Source organism: Ruegeria sp. B10 (assembly GCF_056539825.1).
Map to the genome: position 1 here is coordinate 76,461 of NZ_JBQFVP010000010.1, position 23,970 is coordinate 100,430.

Below are 23,970 nucleotides of genomic sequence, written 5' to 3' on the forward strand. Positions count from 1 at the left end.
TATCCATTAAATGGAGAGCCAAATGACCATCTTCGCGAAGCGCGCATTGCTACCAACAGGTTGGGCAGAAAATGTTAGGCTGGATTTGAAAGACGGGCATATCGCCACTGTGGTCGCAGGCGCAAAAGCGCAGGACGCAGATGTCACGGTCGACACCCTGTTGCCTGCGCTGGCCAACCTGCATAGCCATGCCTTTCAACGGGCCATGGCAGGGATGACTGAATACCGGCGTGCCGGGCGCGACAGCTTCTGGACGTGGCGCGATGTGATGTATCGATTTACTGCACAACTGACGCCCGATCAGATTCAGGCCATCGCGGCACTGGTCTATATGGAGATGCAGGAGGCCGGTTTCGCTTCCGTCGGAGAGTTTCACTATCTGCACCATCAATCCGGAGGCGCGCCCTATCAACGGTTGGCCGAGCTATCCGACCGCATCATGGCCGCCGCCGTCGAAACAGGCATCGGCCTGACGCATCTGCCCGTCCTCTACTCCTATGCCGGTGTCGGAGAAGTGCCTTTGGAACTCGGGCAACAGCGGTTCGACAACGACGTGACCCGTTTCCTGCGCTTGGTGGACGAGGCCAAAGCGGCCAGCGCTTCACTTCCCGAGGATGTCCGGGTGGGTATTGCCCCGCATTCCCTGCGCGCGACCTCACCCGCCGATCTGAAAGAAGTGCTGAACCATAACACCGGTTTGGTTCATATCCACATAGCCGAGCAGCCCAAGGAAGTTACGCAGGTGCAGGCTGGCCTGGGCGCGCGCCCGGTCGAATGGCTGCTGGGTAATGCCCCTGTCGACAGGCAGTGGTGCTTGATCCACGCCACACACATGACCGATGAAGAGACACGCGCATTGGCGGCGTCCGGCGCTGTCGCAGGCCTTTGCCCAATCACAGAAGCCAATCTGGGCGACGGCCCGTTCAATGGCGCGACGTATCTGACCGCAGGCGGCGTGTTCGGTGTGGGATCGGATTCGAACGTGCGGATTTCACTGACCGAGGAGCTTCGGACGCTGGAATACTCCCAACGCCTGCGTGACCTGTCGCGCAATGTGATGGTAGTCGGCGAAGGGTCCGTCGGACAAACCCTCTATTGCGGCGCCGCGACGGGTGGAGCGCAAGCGCTGGGACGCAACGCGGGGCAGATCGCAGAGGGCGCCTTGGCGGACCTTGTTGCCATCGACAGCAGTGATCCGGCGCTGTGCGCTTTGCGACCTGACCAGTTACTGGACGGGCTTGTGTTTGCCGCACAGGACGGAATGGTGACCGACCTCTGGTCGGCTGGGCGGCATAGGGTCAAGGATGGGCATCACGTGGCACGCGACCAGATAGTGACGCGGTACAGAAAAGCCATAGCCGAGATACTGCCTCACTTGTAACGCTAGGCATCCTCTTTACGCGAGGGTCGCCTGCAATACATATTATGAATAAGCTTATTGAGGAAACGGGATCAGATCGTGACGGAACAGAAGAACATCGGTTTTCAGGATATCCGTGACGAGGTGATCAACCGTATCCAAAGCCGCATCTGGCCTCAGGGAAGCTTGCTTCCGACCGAGCTGGAACTGGCCGCCGAGTTCGGCTGCGCCCGAGCTACCGTGAACCGCGCGCTTCGAGAGCTGGCGGAACAGGGCATCATCACCCGCAAGCGCAAAGGCGGCACCCGGGTTGTCACGACCCCGGTCAAACAGGCCAAACTGCCGATCACCGTTGTCCGCCAGACGATCGAGGATATGAATGCCGAGTATCGCTATGCGCTTGTCAGCCGTACGCAGATCGACTGCCCAGCGTGGCTGCAAGCCAAGCTGGGCCTGCAGGAAGGCGCGCAAATCCTGCATCTTCAATGCATGCATCACGCAGACAACCGCCCTTTTCAGTTTGAAGAGCGTTGGATCAGCGTTGATGCCGTACCTCACGTGCTGAATGAGAGCTTTCTGACCACCGGCCCCAATGAATGGCTGCTATCCGAGGTTCCCTTTTCCAATGCTGAGATCGCCTTCTCGGCGGTTCCGGCCACCGGGCAGTTGCAGGACTTTCTGTCAGTGCCACCGGGCACACCGTTGTTCCAACTGGAACGCACGACATGGTTCCAAAGCAAACCGGTCACATTCGTCAGAATGACCTTCCATCAAGGTTATCAGATGCGGACCACCTACTAACCCCTTGGTCGAATACGCTCAGACCGTCGCAGGCTGTTTCGGCGGATCAACGTGCTCGGGTTGATAGGTCGGGATCACGCCGATCGGGGGTTTTTCGCGGATGTATTCTCCGATCCGCGCCAGCATCGGTTTGCGCGGGCAATTCGGTCGCGTCGCCGCCCCCAGATCGCGCAGATGGCCTGGCCCTTCGAACGGAATAAAGCAAAGCGGCCAGTTATCCCGCTTGAACTGCTCGACCGCCAGGGCGGAAACAATCGTGCAATCGTCAGAGTGGCAGATATGACGGCAGATCGTCTCGAACCGCAAAGCGGTCAGATCAAAGCGCTTACTGATACGGCTGGAGGGATCCTGCTTGGGCAACCGATCTTCCAGCGCATAGCCGAAGCTATGGGGCAAACGGATGAAATCATGCACTGGCACCTCATCGGCAGAAATCGAGGGCAGAGTATGCAGCGGATGCCCCTCGCGCAGTGCCAGAAACAGAGGCTCGGACCAGATTGAGGTGAAATCCAGCGCGTCGCTGTTGTTGATCTTAGCGACAAGCGCCAGATCCAGCGTGTGATCTTCGACCATCTTCAACATCTTTTGCGGCAGGTCTTCGATCATTGTCACCCGCATGCGCGGAAACAAAGTGCTGAACAGCTCCGAGAAATACTGCGTCAGATATGGGGCCAACGTGGGAGTCATTCCAATGGTGAAGGGCACCGCCTCGGGGTCGCGAAACTCGGTCGCTGTGTCGCGGATCTTTTGCGCGTCATTCAGCATCCGGGTTGCGATGTCGACGATCCGCGCACCGCAGGCCGTTGGGCGGACCTCATTATTCAGGCGCAGGAACAGCTCGACCCCCAACTCCTGTTCGAGTTTCTTGATCTGGTTGGACATCGCCGGCTGGGACACGTTGCAGGCTGATGCGGCCTGACTGAACTGGCCGTGCTTGGCGATGGCAATGACGTATTCCAGGTCTCTGAGGTTCATGGCGGGGCAATTCAAACAATCAAATAGGTCAAGGTACCTGAGACACTACGCGCTGCCCCCCTGTTTCAGAAGCCCGGACAGCGGTTTGAGGCGAATTTGACCCCCACAATTCGTCACAAATAGGTGAAACTTCGTCATCAAATAAGTGAGCGACCCGCGTTTTCCCATCGCATCGCCGTTTGAATCAAGGCCCTGACCAGCGAAGACCTCACGAAACCCGTGAGTATTTGCGTTGGTTATACCCCCAATTTGGAACATGAATTTCCGCTGACCACGGGCCAGGCCTACTGATTTGTTGCGTCGGTTGCCCGATCAAACGGGCCACCTGCATCACGCAACAAACCAGACGGAGTGACCCATGCTGTCCCAATTCGTAGAAAGCCTGCGCGCCCGTCTCTTGACTACGTCAACACTGGCGCAAGAGACCACACGTGACGGCCAAACCCTTTTCAACAACTTCTTCCAGAACACGATCGTGGATGACACGCCCGCCTTTGTTCTGGCCAATGACTTTTCGCGCCTGCTGAACTTTGGCGAGATCGTCACCAACAACGCCGTCGCCGCCGTTCAGGCCCAGGGAGAGGATGTTGACGTGTTCAATTTCCGCTCGGGCGTGATCGAGGCCAATAGCGGCCCCGACGCACTGGCCACCGGCGTTCAGTTCACCGGCAGCGCCGCTGTGCGCAACTTTGGTGAGATCTCGGGCGACTTTAACGGTGTTCAGTTTGCAGGCCCCGACAGCTCGGGCAGCCTGGACAACTTCCGTGGCGGCGTGATCTCTTCCGACAGCCGTGCCGTGGATATTCAGGGCCAAGGCATTGATGTGCGCAACTTCGGCGACATCCTTGGCACCGGAGATCAGCGCAACGGCACGATCTACACCAACAGCACCGCCGAGGATATCTCGATCTCGAACTTCACGGGCGGAACCGTGGATGCTGGCGAAGGCAATCAGGGTGCTGGCATCTCGCTTCAGGTCGGGGACGAGGTCGGCGACCGTGTGGAAACCGATATCTTCAACGGCTTTGGCGGGACCATTCAGGGCCGTGGTCAGGCGGCATCGAACACCGGTCTGGCCGGTGACGGTATCCGCATCAACAACGGGGCCGAGGGCACGATCCTCGAGACCGAGATCCTCAACAGCGGGCTGATCACATCAGAAAGCACGCAAGGCAACGCAGCCGGTATCCGCATTGCGGACGGCGCAAGCGCCGAGGGCGAGATCCTGAACACCTCGACCGGGGTGATCGAGGGGGCTGCAAACGGGCTCAATATCGGTCAGGGCACGCATGATCTGGATGTTCTGAACTTCGGCACGATCCAATCCGACAGCCGCGCGGTGAATATCGACGGTACGGGTGTGAACCTAGTGAACGGCGGCGATATCCTTGGCACGGACAGCCAGCGCAACGGCACCGTCTACGCCGACGGCACAGCCGATGATTTCGCAGTCAACAACCTGGTCACAGGCACGATCGACGCAGGCGAAGGCAATGAAGGGTCGGGCTTTGGCGTTGAAATCGGCGGAACTGCGGATGGCGCATCCTCGTTCACGCTGGACAATGCAGGCACCATTCAGGGTCGCGGCAATGCGGCGGCAGGCTCCAACGCGGCAGGCGACGGTATCCGGGTCGGCAATGTGGGCAACATCGGCGTCACCGATGCGGTCATTAACAACTCGGGCATTATCGACTCCGAGGGCGCAAATGGCACCGTTGCCGGTGTGCGTTTCGTCAACGGCGTGTCCTTCCAGGGTGAGTTCAACAACTCGGGCCAGATTTCGGGCGTTCAGAACGGTGTCTATTTCGGCAACCCGGTTGCCGGCGAAGGTGCGGATCACACTGGTGGTGTTTTCAACAATCTCGAAACCGGGGTGATCTCGTCCGACAGCCGCGCTTTCAATATCGACGGCATCGGCCTCGAAGTGAACAACGCAGGCGAGATTGTCGGCACCGACAACCAGCGCAACGGCACCGTCTATGCCGATGGCACCGCGCAAGACTTCACCTTCAACAACAAAGAAACCGGCGTCGTCGATGCGGGTGAAGGCAACGAAGGTTCGGGCTTTGGCGCCGAGATCGCAGGCGAGAATGCGTTCACGCTGAACAATGACGGTCTGATCCAGGGTCGCGGCAACGCGGCAGCGGGCACCAATGCCGCAGGCGACGGTATCCGCATCGGCAATGTCGGCAACGCAGGCACGTTCACCGGCTCCATCACCAACGCAGGCACCGTCCTGTCGGAAGGTGCAAACGGAACCGTCGGTGCGTTCCGCGCGGTGAACAACGTTAACTTCCAAGGCCAATTGGTCAACGAAGAAGGCGGTGTTTTCGCGGGTGTACAAAACGGCGTCTACTTCGGAACTGGCGATCACACCGGCGGCTCGTTTGTGAACCGTGGAACCGTTACGTCGGACAGCCGTGCGGTGAATATCGACGGTGAGGGGCTTGAGGTCGTCAACGAAGGCGAAATCCTCGGCACCGGCAACCAGCGCAATGGCACCGTTTATGCCGATGGCACTGCCGACAACTACACCTTCAGCAACACCGGTCTGGTTGATGCAGGTCTGGGCAACAACGGCTCGGCCGTGTCGCTGCAAACCGGCGATGTCGAAGGCGATATCGTGTCAGCAGCCACTCTGAACGAAGGCACTCTGCAAGGTCGCGGCGACGCGGTTGAGGGCAATCAGATCGGCGATGGTCTGCGCCTGTTTACCAGCCAGTCCGAGGCCGGATTTGCCGGGGTGGTCGTCAACGAAGGCCTGATCGCAGGGTCCGAGACCTCGGACGCGGCCGCAGGTATCCGCGTTGACGGTGGCCTGAACCTTCTGGGGGCGATCCTGAACGAAGGTGAGATCCGCGGGACGGTCAATGCAATCGACGCCTTGGATGCGGGTGACGTGACCATCGTCAATAACGACGAAGGTGTGATCACCGGCAACGTTCTGCTGGGCGTGGGCGATGACATCTTTGTCGATCTAGGCACCACCAACGGCAATATCGATGGTGGCGCAGGCGACGACGTTCTGATCGCTGGCGATGCGGACAATGTTCTGACCGGTGGTCTGGGCAATGACTTCATCGACGGTGGCGACGGCATCGACACGGCCGACTTCTCGGATCTGGATGTCGCGGTCGAGGTGCGCCTAGGCGCCAATGGCAATGGCACAGCAACCCGCGATACGGGCTTCAATGTCTCGATCAAGGACGCCGTGGTCTCTGCCCCTGGTCAGTTCGGCGCGAACATCGCCAATGGTGCGGCATTTGTGGAACAGGCGCTTCAGGGCAACCTGTACTACAACATCCACACATCGGACTTCCCCGGCGGCGAAATCCGCGGGCAGCTGCTGGTGGACAGTGTCGAAACCGAGCATGGCATCCGCACCGTCACCCTGAGCGGCGGTCTGGACGCGGCGCAGGAACCGGGGCCGACCTCGGACAGCGAAGCCACCGGCGAGGCCTCTCTGGTCATCACCCAGAACCTGAACACAGGTGAGGTGACCTATTCCAGCGAGCTGAGCGTTGTGGGCCTGAACGAGGCCGACCTGAACACGCCGATCCCGGGTGTTGTCTCGGCCATCCATCTGCACAACGCGCCGGCTGGCAACAATGGCCCGGTCGTGCAGGATACGCTGGTGGATGCGGGCGCCACGCTGGATGTGAACGCCACAGGCGGCACCGGTGTCATCGGTCAGGACGTCATCGACAACCAGATCGAAGTCGATGTTCTGCAGTCGATTGAGAATGTGATCGGGTCCGACGATGGTGACATCATCATCGGCAGCGATCTCGATAACAAACTCAGCGGCGGCGACGGCGATGACCTGATCTCGGGTGAGGTTGGCAATGACATCCTGATCGGTGGCGCAGGCTCGGATACCTTCACTTTCGGCGCAAACTTCGGAAACGACGTGATCCAGGACTTCGAAGTTGGCCTCGACCAGCTGCAGTTTGGCGATTTCGGTCCCGACTTCGGCGGCGCGGTGAATGTTGCTCAGGATGGCAACGACGCTGTGATCTCGTTCGGCACCGAAGGATCGGTCCGTCTGGCGGGCGTCAACACCACCGACCTGACCGAAGACGACTTCGTCGCTTAATCGAAAACGGACGGGGCGGCTTTGGCCGCCCCGTTTGCCAAACCGGAAAAGGGCAAGACGATGTTTCAGAAATCCAACCCCGTACAAACCGCATGGGCCTCGTTGCGCAAAGGGTTTGTTGCCGTCGCTTTCTTCAGCCTGTTTCTCAACCTGCTGATGCTTGCCGGGCCGCTTTACATGCTGCAGGTCTACGACCGGGTCCTGACCAGCCAGAATGTCGACACGCTGATGGCGCTGACCCTTTTGCTGGGCGGCGTCTTTGTCGTTATCGCCTGTCTCGAACTGATGCGGATGCGCATCCTGGGCCGCCTGGCCGCCCGGTTCGAAATGGCCGTCGGTGCGCCCGTTCTGGGGGCCGCCATGCGCCGCCGGGTTCAGGGCAAAGCGCAGAGCGCCGAGAATCTGGTCGACGACGTCAACGGATTTCGCGAGTTCATCTCGGGCTCGACCCTGACCGCCTTTTTCGATGCGCCGTGGATTCCGATATACCTGCTGGTCCTCTATGTCCTGCACCCGCTGCTGGGTCTGCTGGGACTGGCCGGAGCCGTCACCCTGACCGTCATGGCGCTGATCAACAACGCACGCGCACAGAAACCGATGCGAAACGCTGCCGAGGCCCGAGGACGCTCGGACGCGCTGTTCAAGACTTCGGATCGTAATGCCGAACTGGTCCACGCGCTGGGCATGAAATCCGATCTGGTGCGTCGCTGGACCGCCCTGCAAATCGACGCGCACGCGCATAAAACATGCGCGGCTGACCGTATCGCTGGCTTTTCGGTCCTGTCCAAGACCATCCGTATGGGCCTGCAATCGGCCATTCTGGGTCTGGGTGCAGCCCTTGCCATAACGGGCGAATCCACTGCAGGCGTCATGATCGCCGCGACCATCGTATTGGCGCGGGCGCTGGCGCCGATTGACCAGCTTATCGGCCAATGGCGTGGTTTTCTGGCCGCTCGCGGTTCCTACGCCAAGATCAAGGCGCTGACAGAGGACTTCGCCGAGGAAACACCCAACCTGCACCTGCCCCGCGCTTTCAAGACGTTGGACGCGAAAATTGCTCAGGCCGGTCCGCCGCGCGCGATCAATGCCACCATTCGGGGTATCGACTTTGATCTGGCCGCAGGCGACGTTCTGGCTGTCATTGGCCATAGCGGCTCGGGCAAGACGACGCTGGGCAAAATGCTGGCCGGGATCTGGCACCCGCAACGGGGCGAGGTTCTGCTGGATGGCAGCCCAATGTCGAAATGGAACACCGAGGATCTGGGCAAACAGATCGGCTACCTGCCGCAGGATGTTGAGCTGTTCGACGGTACGATCCGCGAAAACATCGCCCGTTTCTCGGTCGCCATCGACGACGCCGAGGTTTTTCGCGTCGCGCAGGAAGCTGGCATTCACGAAATGATCAGCGCCCTGCCCGACAGCTATGAAACGCGCATTGGTCAAGGGTTCTTTCTGTCCGGCGGTCAGCGGCAGCGTCTGGCCCTCGCCCGCGCGCTCTATGGTGACCCGTTTGTTCTGGTGCTGGACGAACCGAACTCGGATCTGGATGCCGAAGGGGAACAGGCCTTGCGCGATGCCATTCTGGCCACTCAGGCCCGCGGCTCCATCGCAATTGTCATGACTCACCGCCCCGCAACCTTGCAGGCCGCCAACAAGGTCATGGTCATGCGCAACGGGTCCCAGACCCAGTTTGGCGACAAGGATGACGTGCTGAAAGTCAATCGCCGCAATGTTCTGGACAGTTCAGGCAAGGGCACCCGCCCTACCCCTCAGCCCGTCCCGGAAACGCAAATCACAGGAGCAGCCCAATGACACAGATTGTCCCGTACAACGCCTCTCGCAATGCGTTGTCTCTGAATGAGGCAGAGTTCATCGATATCTCGGACGCCTCCCCCCGGATCGGACGCTATGTCTGGGTTGGCGTCATCACCCTGATGGCCTTTGTCGGAGGCAGCGCCTACTGGGCCTTCGCCTCGAAACTGGACGGCGCGGTGGTTGCCCCGGCCTCCTTCGTGGTCGAAGGTGATCGCAAAACGGTGGAGCATCTGGACGGCGGCATCATCCGTGACATCTTGATTGCCGACGGAGATTTCGTTCAGGCAGGCCAACCCCTGATCCGGCTGGACAGCACCGATATCGACGTCGACCTGAACGTGTTGGGCAGCCAGATGGGTGAACTTTCGGTGCGCCGCGCCCGCCTTCTGGCACAGATGAGCGGTCAGGATCGGTTTGATGAGGCCTCGGCCATGGCCGGTTTTCAGGCGGGTATGGAGCGGCTGCACTGGACGTCCGCCTATCTGACGCAGAAACAGCTGTTTGACGTCGAAGCCCGCGCCCGCCAGACAGAAGCCCGGATCAACGAGCAGCGGATTTCGGGCCTGAAGGATGAGGCGCAGGGGCTGACCGAGCAGCGCGTCAGAACCCAGAATCAGATCGAGATCACGCTGACCGAACTGACCAACCTGCAGACCCTGCTGGACAAGGGGTTGGTGGCAGCCACCCGCGTCAGCTCGCGCCAGATTGAGCTGCAGCGTCTCTACGGCGTCGATGCTTCGCTGCGCACCCAGATCGCGCAGGCTGAAAATCAAGTTAGAGAGCTGGAACTGACGCTGATCAGCCAGCAAAAGCTGCGGGATGAGGTGATCGCGGGTGAGCTTGCGGTGGTTGAAGCGCAGCTTGATCTCGTGCGCCCGCAATATGCAGGCACCGCCGAGCGTCGCAAGCGGATCGAGCTGTTGGCCCCGACCAGCGGGCGGGTGGTCAATCTGGCGGCCTCGACCACGGGCGGCGTCATTCGTCCGGGCGAACACATCATGGACATTGTCCCGGCGGATCAGGCGCTGATTGTCGAGGCGCGGGTCAAAACCGGTGATATTGACAAGCTGCGGATCGGCCAGTCCACCCGCATCCGCTTGTCGGCCTTCGCACAGGCAGACGTCCCCGAGGCCAGCGGCAAGATCTTCGACATCTCCGCCGATGCTTTGGAAGACGAACGCACGGGCGAGCCCTACTACAAGGCGCGGGTCAAACTGGATGCCCAGCAGCCCGAGGCGGTGGCCGCGCTGAATCTGGTACCCGGTATGCCGGCTGATCTGTTCGTCAATACCGGCGAGAGGGCCGTGATCGCCTATCTGTCACAGCCCATCAGTGACCGGTTGGCCAAAACTTTTATCGAGTGAGTGGGTGCTCAGGTAACGAGTATGTTTTTAACGAGTGGGAATGGTCTGCAGATGGGGCTGCAGGCCATTTCACTTTGTCAAACGCCGTAGCGGGCCATGAACATGTCGACAGCTTGCAGGGCAACCTCGTCGATCTCGGCCTGGGAGAACTCTTCCTGAATGCCAAAGGCGGCGCGCAGCCATAGGCGTACTTTGCAAAGCTCGGCGAATTGTTCTGCTGCGATCGTCACGTCCTCGATCACCAATTCGCCCTTAGCGACAGCCTTGTCCAGATACTCAACCATCTTGCGCTGACCGTTCTGAGGCCCAGCTTCATAAAAAACGCGTCCAAGTTCCGGGAACCGATCCCGTTCAGCCACGCAAACGCGGAAAATCTGGCGATTGAAATCCGACACGAAAAAGCTGACCAACTGCGTCGCGGTAATCGTCAGAACCTCACGCACGGGTTTGGTTTCGTCGATCATCGAGATCACACGCTCAGCCATGCGGCGGCACTCGGTTTGCGCCACCTCAATAAACAGCAGGCGCTTGTCGGGGAAATAGCTATACAGCGTCGCTTTTGAGACACCCGCCGCCCGCGCGATGTCGTCCACGCTGGCCCCCTCGAACCCATCCGCGAGAAAAACTTCTCGGGCCCCGCGCAGTACCTGGTCGAATTTTCGGCCGGTACGCAGGATGGTGGCGGATTGGGTCATGATGGCTCCTTCAGCGGGTTGTGGATCGAATTTATAAACCGATCTGTTCAGACACAAGGATTCTTGGTGTTTTCTGACGGGCCGTCACCCAAAACGCTGTTCGATCCGTGACTTGCAGGTCGCGCAATCCATGTTAGGAGGGTACCCATGGTCGAGATCTTTCTGCGTACCCTTCCATTCTTCGTGATCATCGGCCTGGGTTACTGGGCCGGGCGCACGCGGTTTTTCACTGAGGAAGCCACCGCCTATCTGACGAAATTCGTCTTTTTCTTTGCCCTGTCGGCCATGCTGTTTCGCTTTGCCGCCACTCTGCCCTTTGCCGAGATCTTCAATGGGCGGCTGATCATCGGTTATCTGATCGGCACACTGGCGGTCTATGCTCTGGCGTCGCTGGTGGCTTGGATACGGGGCCTCGACATCCCCACCGCTGCGGTTGAGGCCCAGTGTGCTGCAATCGGCAATGTCGGGTTTCTCGGCCTGCCGATGTTGGCCATGCTGCTGTCTGAGGCCGCGATCGGGCCTGTCATGCTGATCCTCGCGGTAGATCTGGTGGTGTTTTCCTCGCTCATCGTGATCCTGATCAATGGCGGCCGGGACGGAAAGCTAACGGTCAAAACGCTGCGATTGATCGGCGTTGGGTTGCTCAAGAATCCGATGATCGTGTCGATCTCAGCCGGATTGACCTGGTCAGCGCTGCAGATTCCGGTGCCCGACGCGATGAACGATTTCCTGACCATTCTGGGTGGGGCCGCAACGCCCGGAGCACTATTCGCAATCGGCGCCTCGCTGGCTGGGAAATCGGCCGAGCGGGTCCAAATCGCGGGCTGGCTGAGCTTTTGCAAGCTGATCGTACACCCCGCCTGTGTCGCCGTCGCCTTGCTTTGGCTGGTTCCAGTCGATACCTTCTCTGCCACGGTTGCGATTGCCGCCGCTGCACTACCGGTTGCGGGCAATGTCTACATGCTAGCCGCGCATTACGGTGTTGCGCCTCATCGCGCCTCGGCGGCGATCCTGCTGTCTACGGCGGCCAGTATTCTGACGGTTCCGCTGATCATCGGATGGCTTACCGCTTTGTGAGCACGCAACCCCACCAAAAAGTCATGCACAGGGTGACTGCCGCACTTTACGCGGCGTCCTTTGGGCGATAGCCATGGCGCGACCCTAGACTAAGGACTCTACCAGATGGAAACCCTTTCGGAAAATGCCTGTTTTGGTGGTGTGCAAGGTGTCTACCGCCATGCCTCGACCACCTGCCAATGCGATATGACCTTTGGCCTGTTCCTGCCTGCCGAGGCCAAGGACGGCCCCGTTCCGGTCCTGTGGTACCTGTCTGGCCTAACCTGCACCCATGAAAACGCAATGACCAAGGCCGGTGCACAGGCCTGGGCCGCCGAACAGGGCATCGCCATCGTGTTCCCCGACACTTCTCCGCGCGGCGAAGGCGTCGCCGACCACGAAGACTATGATCTTGGCCAAGGCGCGGGTTTCTACGTCAACGCAACGCAAACCCCGTGGGCCCCACATTTCAACATGTGGGACTATGTGGCCGAGGAACTGCCCGAGCTGATCGCCGAGAACTTTGCCATCGACATGGATCGTCAGGCAATCACCGGCCATTCGATGGGCGGCCATGGTGCGCTGACACTGGCGATGAACCTGCCGGGACGCTATCGCTCGGTTTCGGCCTTTGCGCCAATCTCGAACCCGAGCGGCGCGGATTGGGGCCGCAAACAGCTGAGCGCCTATCTGGGCGATGATGAGGCCGTTTGGGCCAAGCACGACGCCTCGCTCCTGATGAAAGAGGTCGGTTTTGACGGCCCTGTCCTGATCGACACCGGTGCGAACGACCAGTTCATCGACCTCCTGCGCCCCGAAACTTTGGCTTCGGCCATCGCCGAGCGCCGCCAGCAGGCGACCTATCGTCTGCAACCAGGCTATGACCATTCCTATTTCTTTGTGTCCACCTTCATGGAAGACCACATCACGTTCCACGCCGAAGCGCTGTACGGAGACTGAGGCATGAGCAAGTATGACTATGACCTGATCATCATCGGGTCTGGCCCCTCGGGCCGGTCTGCGGCAATTCAGGCGGGCAAATTGAAGCGCCGAGTGTTGGTGATCGACCGGCACGACCGTTTCGGCGGCGTCTCGGTGCATACCGGCACGATCCCGTCCAAAACCCTGCGTGAAACCGTGCTGAACCTTTCGGGCTGGCGTGAGCGCAGCTTTTACGGCCGCTCTTACCGGGTCAAGGAACAGATTCGCGCCGAAGACCTGAAAGCCCGGCTGCACATGACACTCGACCACGAAGTTGACGTGCTGGAGCATCAGTTCAACCGAAACCATGTGGATACTCTGAACGGGCTGGCCTCGTTCACGGGTCCGCATGAGATTGAGGTGGCGACGGATAGCGGTGAGAAAACCCGCCTGACCGCCGCAAAGTTTCTGATTGCGACCGGAACAAAAACCTATCGCCCGGACTATGTGCCGTTCAACGGCAAAACCGTTGTGGATGGCGATGAGTTTCTTGAAATGGCCGAGATCCCTCGGTCGCTGGTCGTGATCGGTGCCGGGGTGATTGGTGTTGAATACGCCACCATGTTCTCGGCCCTGGATGTCCGTGTCACCCTGATCGAGCCTCGCGACACCTTCCTTGATTTCATCGACAAACGCCTGATCCACGATTTCACACATCAGATCCGCGAAAATGGAGTGGATCTGCGGCTCGGTTCGGCCGTCGAAAAGATCGAAGATGCGGGCGAGCATGTCGAGGTCACCCTTGAGAACGGTCGTCACGTCCGGGCCGAGATGCTGTTGTTTGCTGCCGGACGCATGGGCGCGACCTCGACACTGAATCTGAAGGCTGTTGGTGTTGAAACCGATCACCGCAACCGGATCAGCGTGGACCGCAAGACCTACCAGACCGAAGTGCCGCATGTTTACGCTACGGGAGACGTGATCGGGCATCCTTCGCTGGCCTCAACCTCGTTGCAACAGGGACGCGTGGCGGCGTGTCATGCGCTTGAAACCCCGACTCTGCCGGAAAGCCCGTGGTATCCCTATGGCATTTACTCCGTGCCCGAAATCTCAACCTGCGGCATGTCCGAGGAAGAGTTGCAGGAGCGCGGCATCCCCTATGAGGTCGGCGTGGCGCGGTTCCGCGAAACCTCGCGTGGGCATATCATGGGGTTGGAACATGGCATGTTGAAAATGCTGTTTTCCCTGAAAACCCGCCGGGTGCTTGGTGTGCAGATCGTGGGCGAAGGCGCAACGGAGTTGATACATATCGCGCAGGCCGTGCTGAATCTGAAAGGCACCGTGGATTACTTCGTACAGAACACGTTCAACTATCCGACGCTGGCCGAGGCCTATAAGATCGCGGGTTTGGATGCCTTCAATCGGATGCCGATCCCCGAAGAGTTCAAGGTCAAGAAAAAGCCTGTTGAACCCGCCAAGAAAGAGGCGAAGAAAGCGTGACAACGCTCTATGTCGATGGAGACGCCTGCCCTGTGAAAGCCGAGGCTGAGCGGGTCGCCACCCGACACAAAGTGCCTATGGCGCTGGTGTCGAATGGCGGGTTGCGGCCATCGGCAAACCCTCTGGTGCAGGTCGTCATTGTGGCCGAGGGCGCGGATGAGGCCGACAAGTGGATCGCCGAGCGTTGCGGAACCGGCGATGTGGTGGTCACCTCGGACATCCCATTGGCTGCGAAATGTGTCGAGGCCGGTGCCCGAGTGCTACGGCCCAACGGCGAGGCTTTCACCGCCGCCAATATCGGCCAGCAACTGGCGATGCGAGACCTGATGGCGGATCTTCGGGCTGCAAACCCTCTGGGCGCAGGGGGTGGCGGCAAACCGTTTGGAAAAGCCGATCGCTCGCGGTTCTTGGATGCGTTGGAGCGAGAACTGCGGGCGGCGCTGCGCGGCTGACCCTCCCGCCAGTTGAGGCCGCATCAAAGATGCGCCCTCGCCTGTTGGGCCAGGCAGCGCGTGCCGCGCTACGGGTGCGCCCAGCTAGGCAGCGGCGGGGGTCGGCCCTCGGTTCTCGCGAATAGGCAGGTGGACAATCGCGCTAAACGCGCCCACGGCGATACCGATCCACCAAACCATTGTGTAGTCGCCATAGACGTCATACATCCGCCCGCCCAGCCAGATACCAAGGAAACTGCCAAGTTGGTGGCTGAGGAAAACAATTCCATACAGCGTACCCATGTAGCGCAGACCGTAGAGATGCGCGACCAGACCGGATGTCAGTGGTATTGTGGCCAGCCAGAGAGAGCCCATAGCCAACGAAAAAACGATGACCGAAATTGGGGTGATCGGAAACATGATGAACACGACAGCAGCCAGCGTACGCGCCGTATATACGATGGCCAGCAAGTATTTCTTAGGGAAGTGGTTCCCAGCCCAGCCTGCCAAAAGCGTGCCGCCGATATTGGCCAGTCCGATCAGCGAAATAGACAACGCACCCAAGGCGGACGTGGTCGTTATGCCTATCGAATGCAGCACGCCACCCGGCTGGATGGGGCCGCACATCTCGGTCACGAATGCCGGGAAGTGAGCTGTGATAAAGCCGAGCTGATAACCGCAGCTGAAAAAGCCAAGTGAGATCAGCGTGTAAGACGGGTCTCGGAGAGCACGCCCTAAGATTTGACCCATGCTTTCTTCCAACTCGGCCTTACTGCTTTGCTGAGGCGCGCGCATAAAGGGCAGGATCAGCACAAGGCAGAGAATGGCGACGGCGAACACGATATAGACCTGATGCCAGGGCAGGAAGGTCAGCATCCATTCGGCCGTTGGCGCGCCCAAAACCTGACCGAAACTGCCCGCAGCAGTGACGATGGCCAAAGACATGGATCGGTTCGCGTCAGAGGATGCCCGCCCAACAACAGCCAGAACCACGCCGAAGCCGGTCCCTGCAATGCCAAACCCGACCAACCATGCGTAGATCTGGTGTTCAAACGGAGTGATGGACCAGGCTGAAAGCACCATACCAGCGGCATAAGTCAGCGCGCCAAGCACAATGGCCTTTCGGTCGCCGATCTTTTCAGCGATGGCGCCAAAGATCGGCTGCCCGATCCCCCAGGCCAGATTCTGGATCGCAATGGCCATTGAGAAATCGGTGCGCAGCCAGCCGAACTCAGATGCGATCGGGATCTGGAACACCCCAAACGAAGCGCGCACCGCAAAACTGATTGTAATGATGATACAGCCCACGATCAGAATCGGATTCAGCAGACGTGCGGAGTGCGGCATGGGGACCTCAGACAAACAAGTTGTGCGACGCTACTGTTTTTCGTCGCCCCGTCAATTCAGTAGATTTGCGGTTCGACATAAGGAAAATTGATGCGTGCCTGAAAATGCCCGCTTTTCAACGCGTAGTGCGGGCGCTATGGCTCAAACCCATGACGGATCTGATTTCGCTGTATAACGAACGTATCTCCGATGGGTCTCTGACGCGGGATGACGCGCAGGAAGCTGTTCTGCCGCATTTTGAACGTATCAGGGCCGAGTTGAGCGCACCGGTGAAGCGAGGCTTGTTCCGCAAGGCTCCGCCACCACCCAAAGGGTTGTACTTGTGGGGCGGGGTTGGGCGTGGGAAGTCCATGCTGATGGATATGTTCGTCGATGCGATGGAAGACATACCAGCGCGGAGGGTGCATTTTCACGCGTTCATGCAGGAAATCCATGCGGGTATGCACAAGGCACGCAAAGATGGTGTCGAAGACGCGCTAGCCCCGGTCGCGCAAGAGGTCGTGAAATCTGTCAAGCTGCTGGCGTTTGACGAAATGCAGATCACCGATATCACGGACGCCATGATCGTCGGACGCCTGTTTGATCTGCTACATGCGGGGGGGGTGGTCATCGTAACGACGTCGAACCGGCATCCGGATGATCTGTACAAGGACGGTTTGAATCGACAGCTGTTTTTGCCCTTCATCGCTCATATCAAAGAGCAGCTTCAGGTGTGGGAGTTGGTCTCACCGACCGACTACCGCCAAAACCGCCTTGAAGGCGCGCCGGTTTATTTCTCGCCAATCGGCCCGGAAGCGCGTGAGAAGATTCGCGCCGTCTGGACGGATTTGTCCGGTGGTACCGCCGAGCCCTTGGTCCTTCAAGTCAAAGGCCGCGCTGTTGAGCTGCCAGCTTTTCGCAATGGGGTCGCGCGGGCCTCGTTCTACGACCTGTGTGGTCGAATGCTGGGGCCTGGGGACTATCTGGCTATCGCCGAAACGGTCAAGGTTCTGGTGCTTGAGGATATTCCCCGTCTGTCGCGCAACAACTTCAATGAGGCCAAACGCTTTGTGACGTTGATCGACGCGCTCTATGAGGCCAGGGTGCGGTTGATCTGTTCTGCAGCGGCGGAGCCCGAGATGCTGTATGTTGAGGGCGAAGGGACCTTTGAATTTGAGCGTACCGCGTCTCGCCTACGGGAGATGCAGGATCAGGATTGGGGGAAGTAGGGGGCTCTGCCCCCGCCGCCGCTGGCGGCTCCCCCGGGATATTTTTAGCCAGATGAAGCCCTGCGGGCGGATCTTAGCTGTTTTCGCGCAGGATATTGCCTGCAAGGTAGAGGGACCCGCAGATCAGAATACGCGCCTGCGGGTCTTTGGCGACGATTGAGTCGAGCGCCTCGGCCACGCTGTTGGCGGTTGATGCAAACAGATCGACCTTACCAGCGGCGGCGGCTGTTTCTTCGGCGCTGAGGGTTGCGGCCTCACCTGGGATGGAAACGGCGGTCAGGCTTTGGGCCTGTTTGGCAAGCGGCGCGAGGTAACCTGTCACGTCTTTGGTGTTCAGCATACCGCAGATCATATGGGTCGGGCGTTTCGGCAGGTTCGACAGAACCTCGGCCAAAGCGATGCCTGCCGCGGCGTTGTGCCCTCCGTCCAGCCAAAGTTCGGCCTGCCCTGCGGCTCGCACAAGCGGGCCGGTTTTGAGGCGTTGCATTCGAGCGGGCCATTCAGCCTTGGTTACTGCGGCCTCATAAGAGGCGTCACCAAGGCTGAGGTGGCGCAGAACGGCCAGGGCCGCGCCTGCGTTCTGAATCTGATGGGCACCCAAGAGGTTGGGCAGAGGCAGGTCACGCAAGCCGGTTTCGTCCTGATAAACCAGGCGACCATTTTCTTCGCTGACGTGCCAATGTTGACCATATGCAACGAGAGGCGCGCCGAGGCGTGCGGCGGTCTGTTCAATGACCTCCATCGCCTCATCAGGTTGCGGGCCGACGATGCAAGGCACGCCGCGTTTGATGATACCGGCCTTCTCAGCGGCGATTTTCGCCAGCGTATTGCCCAGAAACTGCTCGTGGTCGATCGAGATCGGGGTGATCACCGTCACGGCAGGTTTTTCGATCACATTGGTGGCGTCCAGTCGTCCGCCGAGGCCGACTTCGAGCAGGGTGTAATCCGCCTTGGCTCGTGCGAAGGCCAAAAGGGCCGCGCAGGTCGTAATCTCGAAATAGGTGATGTTTTCGCCGCCATTGGCTGCGTAGCACTCATCAAGCACCGCCGTCAGGTCGGGTTCCGAGATCAGCTCTCCGGCTAGACGAATACGTTCATGGAACCGAGCGAGATGCGGTGAGGTATAAGCATGGGCCGACAGCTCTGCCCCCTCAAGCCCGGCTCGGATCATCGCTTGGGTCGAACCTTTGCCGTTGGTTCCGGCGATATGGATCACCGGCGGCAGCTTGTCTTGCGGGTTGTCCAATGCCTCTAGCAAACGCCAGACGCGATCCAAGGTCAGGTCGATGATCTTGGGGTGCAGCGCCATCATCCGGTCGAGGATGGCGTCCGATGTTTGGGCGGTCATTTCTGATCCGTATCTTCAGCAGGTGCGTCTGCGGCGGCCTCTTCCGGTTCCGGCGCGGGCAAATCACCTTTAATCGCAGGAGGCTGGTTCATCAGCATGCGCGTGATGGTGATCAGCTCTTCTCGCAGCTCGGTACGTTTGGTCACGCGGTCGAGCATACCGTGGTCCAGCAGATATTCGGCGCGCTGGAACCCTTCGGGCAGTTTTTCACGGATGGTCTGCTCGATCACGCGGGGACCCGCAAAACAGATCAGCGCGTTGGGTTCCGAGATATGCACGTCGCCCAGCATCGCGTAAGATGCAGTCACACCACCGGTGGTTGGGTGGGTCAGAACGACGATATAGGGCAGGTTCGCCTCTTTCAGCATCTCGACGGCCACGGTGGTACGCGGCATCTGCATCAGGCTCAGGATGCCTTCCTGCATCCGGGCACCGCCGGCGGCCGAGAACAGGATCAGCGGGCGCTTTAGCTTAACCGCCTCTTGCGCGGCGGCGATGATCGCGTTGCCAACATACATGCCCATCGAACCGCCCATAAACGAGAAATCCTGCGCCGCCGCAACAATCGGGGTACGCCCGATTTCGCCCGTAGCGACCAGCATGGCTTCTTTTTCGCCCGTTTTCTTCTGGGCCGCCTTCATGCGATCGGGGTATTTCTTCTGATCGCGGAACTGCAGCGGGTCATCTTTGGGCGCAGGCACCGCAACTTCGGTGAAAATCCCGCCATCGAACAGGTGGCCAAAGCGGTCACGCGGTGTGATTGCCATATGGTGACCGCACTGGGTGCAGACGTTCTGGTTTTCGGCCAATTCACGATGGAACAGCATCGTTCCGCATTCATCGCATTTGTGCCACAGATTTTCTGGCACTTCTCGGCGCGAGAAGATCGAGTTGATCCGGGGGCGGACGTAGTTTGTGATCCAGTTCATATCAGAGCCTTGGATTGTGCGGCGTTGACGTCAAATAAGACGCTACGGAAAGAAATGCAATCAGCGCCTGATGACTAGTCGTGCTGTCAGCCAACAAACCATCATCGAGCCGAAATCCACCCACAACCACTGCCGCAATACTCCACCGTCCGACATATCGTAGGGCAGCACGAAAAGGGCCAGACCACTGAGCGTATCGGGCAATGAGATAATCAGGAGAGAGATCACATTATTGAAGAAATGCAAGGCGATAGCTGGGCCCAAAGTGCCAGAACGAGCCGTCAGATCAGCCGCCAGAACGCCGAACACACAGGACCAGACTGCAACCAGCAGCGCGTTGTCGCCAGCAATCCCCGGCGCATAGTGACCCGCTGCAAACAAGGCCGAAGGCACGCCTACCCAGATCAGCGGTGACTGAAACCGCGCGGCCAGAGATTGCTGCAGGTAGCCGCGAAACAGGATCTCTTCGGCGCTGGTCTGAATCAGCACGGCGCCTGCCGCGAACGGCAGCAGTACGATCCAGGTCAAGAACGCCAGGTTCTGGGTCAGCGGATCCCCCATTCCGTAAGGCGGTAGGGCTGCCAGTGCCAGACCGAGAACCACCAAGGCCACCAAAACCTGTGTGAATTGACTGATCGCCAAACGACGCTCTCCGAGAATCGCCCAGAGCGACCTTTGCTGCATCTGTTTTGCAGCAACAGCAACGCCAATCGTCAGAAACCCAAAGCTGGCCAGCAGGACAAATGTCGCGAGGGGGGACGTGCCGCGCAAAAACCCTTGGGCCTGAGAGGGGGGGATGAGGGCGCCTATAACCGCAAAAAGAACAGTGTTCGCCGCCAAATAGAGCGTGCAAACAATCGCCAGCCCGACCAGCAGCCGCCACAGATCAGGGCGCGCGCGGGCGTCGCGCACCAAATGTTCATGCGCGGCATAGGCGGCGGGTTCAATCATTGTCATCGGCCTCGTCAAGAATGGTTTCCTGCACCACGTCCGGGAAGACATCCGCCGGGTTTGCAACCGTGTTCACGCGCGTGGCGAGCGTGGTCAGGTATCCCGCAACGGTCTGCAGCAACTGCGTCGCGACCGAGGCGTCGCTTTCGACAACGGCGCGCAGTTCTTCGGCTCCGATACGCAGAAAGGCGCAATCTTTGTTAGCGACCAGATCAAGTTGCCGGCGGTCACCGGTAATGATCGACAGATCCCCGATCAAGCGACCCGGCTCAACAATCGATATGGGGCGTTTGTTGCCATCTTCATCCGACCAGTCCAACCGGGCCTGACCCCGGATGCAAAGATAGGCTGCGTCCGCCGTCTGCCCGCGCGAGAAGATCACCTGCCCCGCGGCGACGTCATACCATTGCGCCGAGAACGCCAGCAGCCGTTGGTTTCGCGCGTCGATGCCCGAGAAAAGCTCGGTGGTCGAGATGATTTCGAGCTTTCTGCTGAGGTCGGCAGTAGCCCCCTCCTGATGCAGAACGGGCGTGCGTGAGACACCATCGATGCGGCCATCCTTGACCTCGACGAACAGGTCATAGGCTTCGGGATGAGCAAAGTGATCCTCCATGAAGATCATGATCGACTCGGGAAGCAATTCCCGCAGGCGCAGCCGGGTGCGCAGGCGACTTTCCGAATCGTGGCTGGCCAGCGCCTTATCGAGGATCAGGATATCGGGGCGCTTGATACCCGCACGCGAGAAAGATGCGCGTTCTTGGAACACCGTAGGCAGGTTGTTCCCCCCCAAACCCGAGGGCAGGTCGAACATGGTGGCCGCAGCGCGGCGGCGCAGACCGGCCTCATTCACGGCCTGGGCAACCAGATCTTCAATCTCTTCGGCGTGGGCGCCTGCCATGAGGGAAACGCGCCCATAAAGGACATTCTCGATCACGGTCAGGCGCGGGAAGTAGGCGTCAGGTGACAATGGAACGAACATCCCATCCAGCGCCTCATGCATGGCGGCGGATTGCTGTTTTCGGATCGCAAGGATCTTGTCCTTGTATTCATCCGGAAAGTCGGGGCCAATTTGCTCGGCCGTCAATAGGAACGGTACTGTCAGCATCAGCGCACAATCCGGTTCTGAGACCGCATCAGCCCCTTTGGTTTTCAGGCGATCCTTGATGTCCAAAAGCCGGTGATACATGTCTTTGGACATGCCCAACCGCAGGAAAAGCGGGTGATCGGTGCCATCGCGACCAAAGGCCTGGTCCAACGTCTCGATCACGGTGCTGGCCATGTTCATTGCTTCCTCGGCCAGATCATGGCTGCGCAACATGTTGCGGAACCGCTGATCACCAGCCAGAGACTCGGGTGTGATATCCCGCGCGGGCGTTGCAAATAGCAAGTTACCACCCAAAGGCACCGCAGGATTGAACTGATCCGGGTCGAACCGATAGACATAGCGATCGAGGCCCTTGTCCTGCAATTTCAGGGCTACGGTCTCGCGCAGTTTCACAAGCTCTTGCGACAGGCGCGGATGCAGTTTCGGATCAAACTGCGTGCGAAGGGTGCGTCGCAACATGAACTCGTCAATGCCCATCGCCTCGACCAGTTGGAACCACCACGCGCGGATGTCGTCGATATCGTCCAGCCCGGCCAGCCCCGGATCGACCCACTCATCCTCTAGCGAATCTATTGGATTGCCGGACCGAACGGCCTCGATCTGGCGGCGGGTCGGGGCCTTCTTGGCCTCAGTCTCGTGCTGAGGATGGGGGCGCAGCGGCATCAGCAGGTTGTCACCCAGAGTTCCATCGAACAGATATGGCCGCGAATAGGCGTAACCGATCCGAGCAGCAATCACTGCCTGATGAAGTTCGTTCAGATTGTGCCCGGCCAACATTACCTCGCCCTGAACCGGCACCACCTCACGCGTCAAAAGCTGCGCCAGAGCGGTGCGTTCGGCCGCGTTGGTCGACTGAATCGCCACCCGCGCGCCCTTGGGAATTCTCAGATCGATGTCTTCCAGAATGGTTTTACCGTCATCATCGCGCACGGTGATGTTCCGCAGTTCGATATCGCCGGTGAGGTGCGGGATGACCTCGGGGCGGCCTTCGAACAGATGTTCCGGGATCATGTTGGACGGGGCGAAGCGTTCGGTCACGATCTCCCAGCGCAGCGACATGTCCTGCACCTGATTGTAATAGGTCAGCAGATCCTTCCATGGGCCGCTCAGATCCTTGTACGCCCCCAAAGCGGCGACCAGAGCACCCACAGTCACCTCACCCGTGATCGCCAGATATCCACCGACCGAGTAGAACAGGAACGGCGTCATCTGAGTGATCAGATTGTTGAGGAACTTCATAAAGAACTTTTTGTTGTAGATCTTGAAGCGGATCTCAAACAAGTTCCCCAGGCGGTAGCTGAACTGCGCCAACCGGTAGCGCCAGCCACCATTGGTGCGCAGATCGCTGATCCCAGCGGCACTTTCGCCGATCTCGGAACTCAGGTGGCGGACCTCCTGAATGCGTTCTTTGTTCAGCAGGTTGATCTGACGTTGCAGTTTCGGGATCAACCACGCCTGTAGCGGGATGAGGGCGATACTGGCCAGCCCGAACCAGACGCTCTGCATGAACAGGAAGGTGACGATGGTCATCATCTGACCGAACTGAAACACCGGCTGAGCGATGGCGTCGCCCATCAGACCACCCATAGGTTCGGCCTCGGAAGTGATCATCGACACCAGCTCACCCTGACTGGTGGTGGCAAAATACGATTTCGGGAAGCGCATCGACCGGTTGATCAGCGTAAATCGCAAGCGACGCAGCATCCGTTCCGCCAGAACGCCCTTCATCGTGTTGATGCGCATCTTCATCAAGCCGCTGGCGATCACAGTGGCCAGAAAGGCAAAACACAGGATCATAAGGTATTGAATCTGCGTGACGGTCACCCCCCAGATCGTGACCGTATCCGCGGGCGCACCAATGGCGTCGTTGATGATCTGCTTGGGCAGCTCAAGCGAGGCATAAAGGAACGGAAACGAAAGAACCGTCAGAACCAACAGCACAAGCTGTTGTTTTTTGGAGTGTTTCCAAATGAACGAAAACAGGGTGGGTTCCATGGCCGGGCCTTGTCGAATGAAAAACTGATGCGTGGCGTGGTTGCTGGCGACCCGCTTTTTCAAGAGGCCCGAC

General features: G+C 59.3%; 17 protein-coding genes. 10 read left to right on the forward strand and 7 right to left on the reverse strand.

From position 1 onward, the window contains the following. The first annotated feature begins 22 nt into the window (after positions 1 to 22). Together ACR0J4_RS14905 and ACR0J4_RS14910 are read left to right on the forward strand one after the other, a co-directional pair. Positions 23 to 1,381 (forward strand): formimidoylglutamate deiminase, encoded by a 1,359-nt coding sequence (locus ACR0J4_RS14905; protein ID WP_170641261.1) that lies wholly within the window; start codon positions 23 to 25, stop codon positions 1,379 to 1,381. 78 nt (positions 1,382 to 1,459) lie between these two features. Beyond that, positions 1,460 to 2,161 (forward strand): GntR family transcriptional regulator, encoded by a 702-nt coding sequence (locus ACR0J4_RS14910; protein WP_170641259.1) that lies wholly within the window; start codon positions 1,460 to 1,462, stop codon positions 2,159 to 2,161. A gap of 18 nt (positions 2,162 to 2,179) precedes the next feature. Here ACR0J4_RS14910 and ACR0J4_RS14915 read toward each other — a convergent pair whose 3' ends face one another. Beyond that, the gene (locus tag ACR0J4_RS14915; RefSeq protein WP_170641257.1) at positions 2,180 to 3,136 is read right to left on the reverse strand and encodes a LysR substrate-binding domain-containing protein; all 957 of its coding nucleotides are present in this window, start codon (positions 3,134 to 3,136) and stop codon (positions 2,180 to 2,182) included. Between the two features lie 358 nt (positions 3,137 to 3,494). On the opposite strand from ACR0J4_RS14915, the gene ACR0J4_RS14920 reads away from it, so the two are divergent. Genes ACR0J4_RS14920 through ACR0J4_RS14930 form a run of 3 tightly spaced genes read left to right on the forward strand, consistent with a single transcriptional unit; the run spans position 3,495 to position 10,411 of the window. Beyond that, the gene (locus ACR0J4_RS14920; protein ID WP_170641255.1) at positions 3,495 to 7,232 is read left to right on the forward strand and encodes a CHRD domain-containing protein; all 3,738 of its coding nucleotides are present in this window, start codon (positions 3,495 to 3,497) and stop codon (positions 7,230 to 7,232) included. A gap of 60 nt (positions 7,233 to 7,292) precedes the next feature. Beyond that, on the forward strand, positions 7,293 to 9,044 hold the full coding sequence (locus ACR0J4_RS14925; RefSeq protein WP_170641253.1) for a type I secretion system permease/ATPase: 1,752 nt from the start codon (positions 7,293 to 7,295) through the stop codon (positions 9,042 to 9,044). Continuing rightward, positions 9,041 to 10,411, forward strand: a complete 1,371-nt coding sequence (locus tag ACR0J4_RS14930; protein ID WP_170641251.1) for an HlyD family type I secretion periplasmic adaptor subunit — start codon at positions 9,041 to 9,043, stop codon at positions 10,409 to 10,411. Before ACR0J4_RS14925 ends, ACR0J4_RS14930 begins: the two co-directional genes overlap by 4 nt. 77 nt (positions 10,412 to 10,488) lie before the next feature. Here the strand turns inward: ACR0J4_RS14930 and ACR0J4_RS14935 are convergent, their stop codons facing one another. Further along, complete coding sequence (locus tag ACR0J4_RS14935; RefSeq protein WP_170641249.1) at positions 10,489 to 11,106, reverse strand: TetR/AcrR family transcriptional regulator; 618 nt, start codon at positions 11,104 to 11,106, stop codon at positions 10,489 to 10,491. A gap of 147 nt (positions 11,107 to 11,253) precedes the next feature. Between ACR0J4_RS14935 and ACR0J4_RS14940 the strand changes: the two genes are divergently transcribed. The 4 genes from ACR0J4_RS14940 to ACR0J4_RS14955 all read left to right on the forward strand — a co-directional run bounded on the left by ACR0J4_RS14940 (position 11,254) and on the right by ACR0J4_RS14955 (position 15,035). Then, entirely contained in the window at positions 11,254 to 12,183 is a 930-nt protein-coding gene (locus tag ACR0J4_RS14940; RefSeq protein ID WP_170641247.1) for an AEC family transporter, read from the forward strand. A gap of 105 nt (positions 12,184 to 12,288) precedes the next feature. Further along, on the forward strand, positions 12,289 to 13,122 hold the full coding sequence (fghA, locus tag ACR0J4_RS14945; RefSeq protein ID WP_170641245.1) for an S-formylglutathione hydrolase: 834 nt from the start codon (positions 12,289 to 12,291) through the stop codon (positions 13,120 to 13,122). A gap of 3 nt (positions 13,123 to 13,125) precedes the next feature. Further along, positions 13,126 to 14,583, forward strand: a complete 1,458-nt coding sequence (gene sthA, locus ACR0J4_RS14950) for a Si-specific NAD(P)(+) transhydrogenase (protein WP_170377338.1) — start codon at positions 13,126 to 13,128, stop codon at positions 14,581 to 14,583. Next, positions 14,580 to 15,035 (forward strand): YaiI/YqxD family protein, encoded by a 456-nt coding sequence (locus ACR0J4_RS14955; RefSeq protein ID WP_170641243.1) that lies wholly within the window; start codon positions 14,580 to 14,582, stop codon positions 15,033 to 15,035. The genes sthA and ACR0J4_RS14955 overlap by 4 nt, the downstream gene beginning before the upstream one ends. 84 nt (positions 15,036 to 15,119) lie before the next feature. On the opposite strand, the gene ACR0J4_RS14960 is transcribed toward ACR0J4_RS14955, so the two are convergent. After that, positions 15,120 to 16,361, reverse strand: coding sequence for an MFS transporter (locus ACR0J4_RS14960; protein WP_170641241.1), 1,242 nt, complete (start codon positions 16,359 to 16,361; stop codon positions 15,120 to 15,122). Between the two features lie 149 nt (positions 16,362 to 16,510). Here ACR0J4_RS14960 and zapE point away from each other — a divergent pair, with 149 nt between their 5' ends. Beyond that, positions 16,511 to 17,569, forward strand: a complete 1,059-nt coding sequence (zapE, locus tag ACR0J4_RS14965) for a cell division protein ZapE (RefSeq protein ID WP_170641239.1) — start codon at positions 16,511 to 16,513, stop codon at positions 17,567 to 17,569. A gap of 73 nt (positions 17,570 to 17,642) precedes the next feature. Here zapE and ACR0J4_RS14970 read toward each other — a convergent pair whose 3' ends face one another. From ACR0J4_RS14970 to ACR0J4_RS14985, 4 genes are read right to left on the reverse strand one after another with little or no spacing between them, the layout of a single operon-like run. After that, positions 17,643 to 18,917 carry a bifunctional folylpolyglutamate synthase/dihydrofolate synthase gene (locus tag ACR0J4_RS14970; RefSeq protein WP_170641237.1) on the reverse strand — a complete coding sequence of 425 codons (1,275 nt, stop codon included), beginning with the start codon at positions 18,915 to 18,917 and terminating at the stop codon, positions 17,643 to 17,645. Beyond that, entirely contained in the window at positions 18,914 to 19,846 is a 933-nt protein-coding gene (gene accD, locus ACR0J4_RS14975; protein ID WP_170641235.1) for an acetyl-CoA carboxylase, carboxyltransferase subunit beta, read from the reverse strand. Before accD ends, ACR0J4_RS14970 begins: the two co-directional genes overlap by 4 nt. 60 nt (positions 19,847 to 19,906) lie before the next feature. Continuing rightward, the gene (locus tag ACR0J4_RS14980) at positions 19,907 to 20,803 is read right to left on the reverse strand and encodes a type II CAAX endopeptidase family protein (protein WP_170641233.1); all 897 of its coding nucleotides are present in this window, start codon (positions 20,801 to 20,803) and stop codon (positions 19,907 to 19,909) included. Continuing rightward, complete coding sequence (locus ACR0J4_RS14985; protein ID WP_170641232.1) at positions 20,790 to 23,897, reverse strand: ABC transporter transmembrane domain-containing protein; 3,108 nt, start codon at positions 23,895 to 23,897, stop codon at positions 20,790 to 20,792. The genes ACR0J4_RS14980 and ACR0J4_RS14985 overlap by 14 nt, the downstream gene beginning before the upstream one ends. Positions 23,898 to 23,970: the final 73 nt, after the last annotated feature.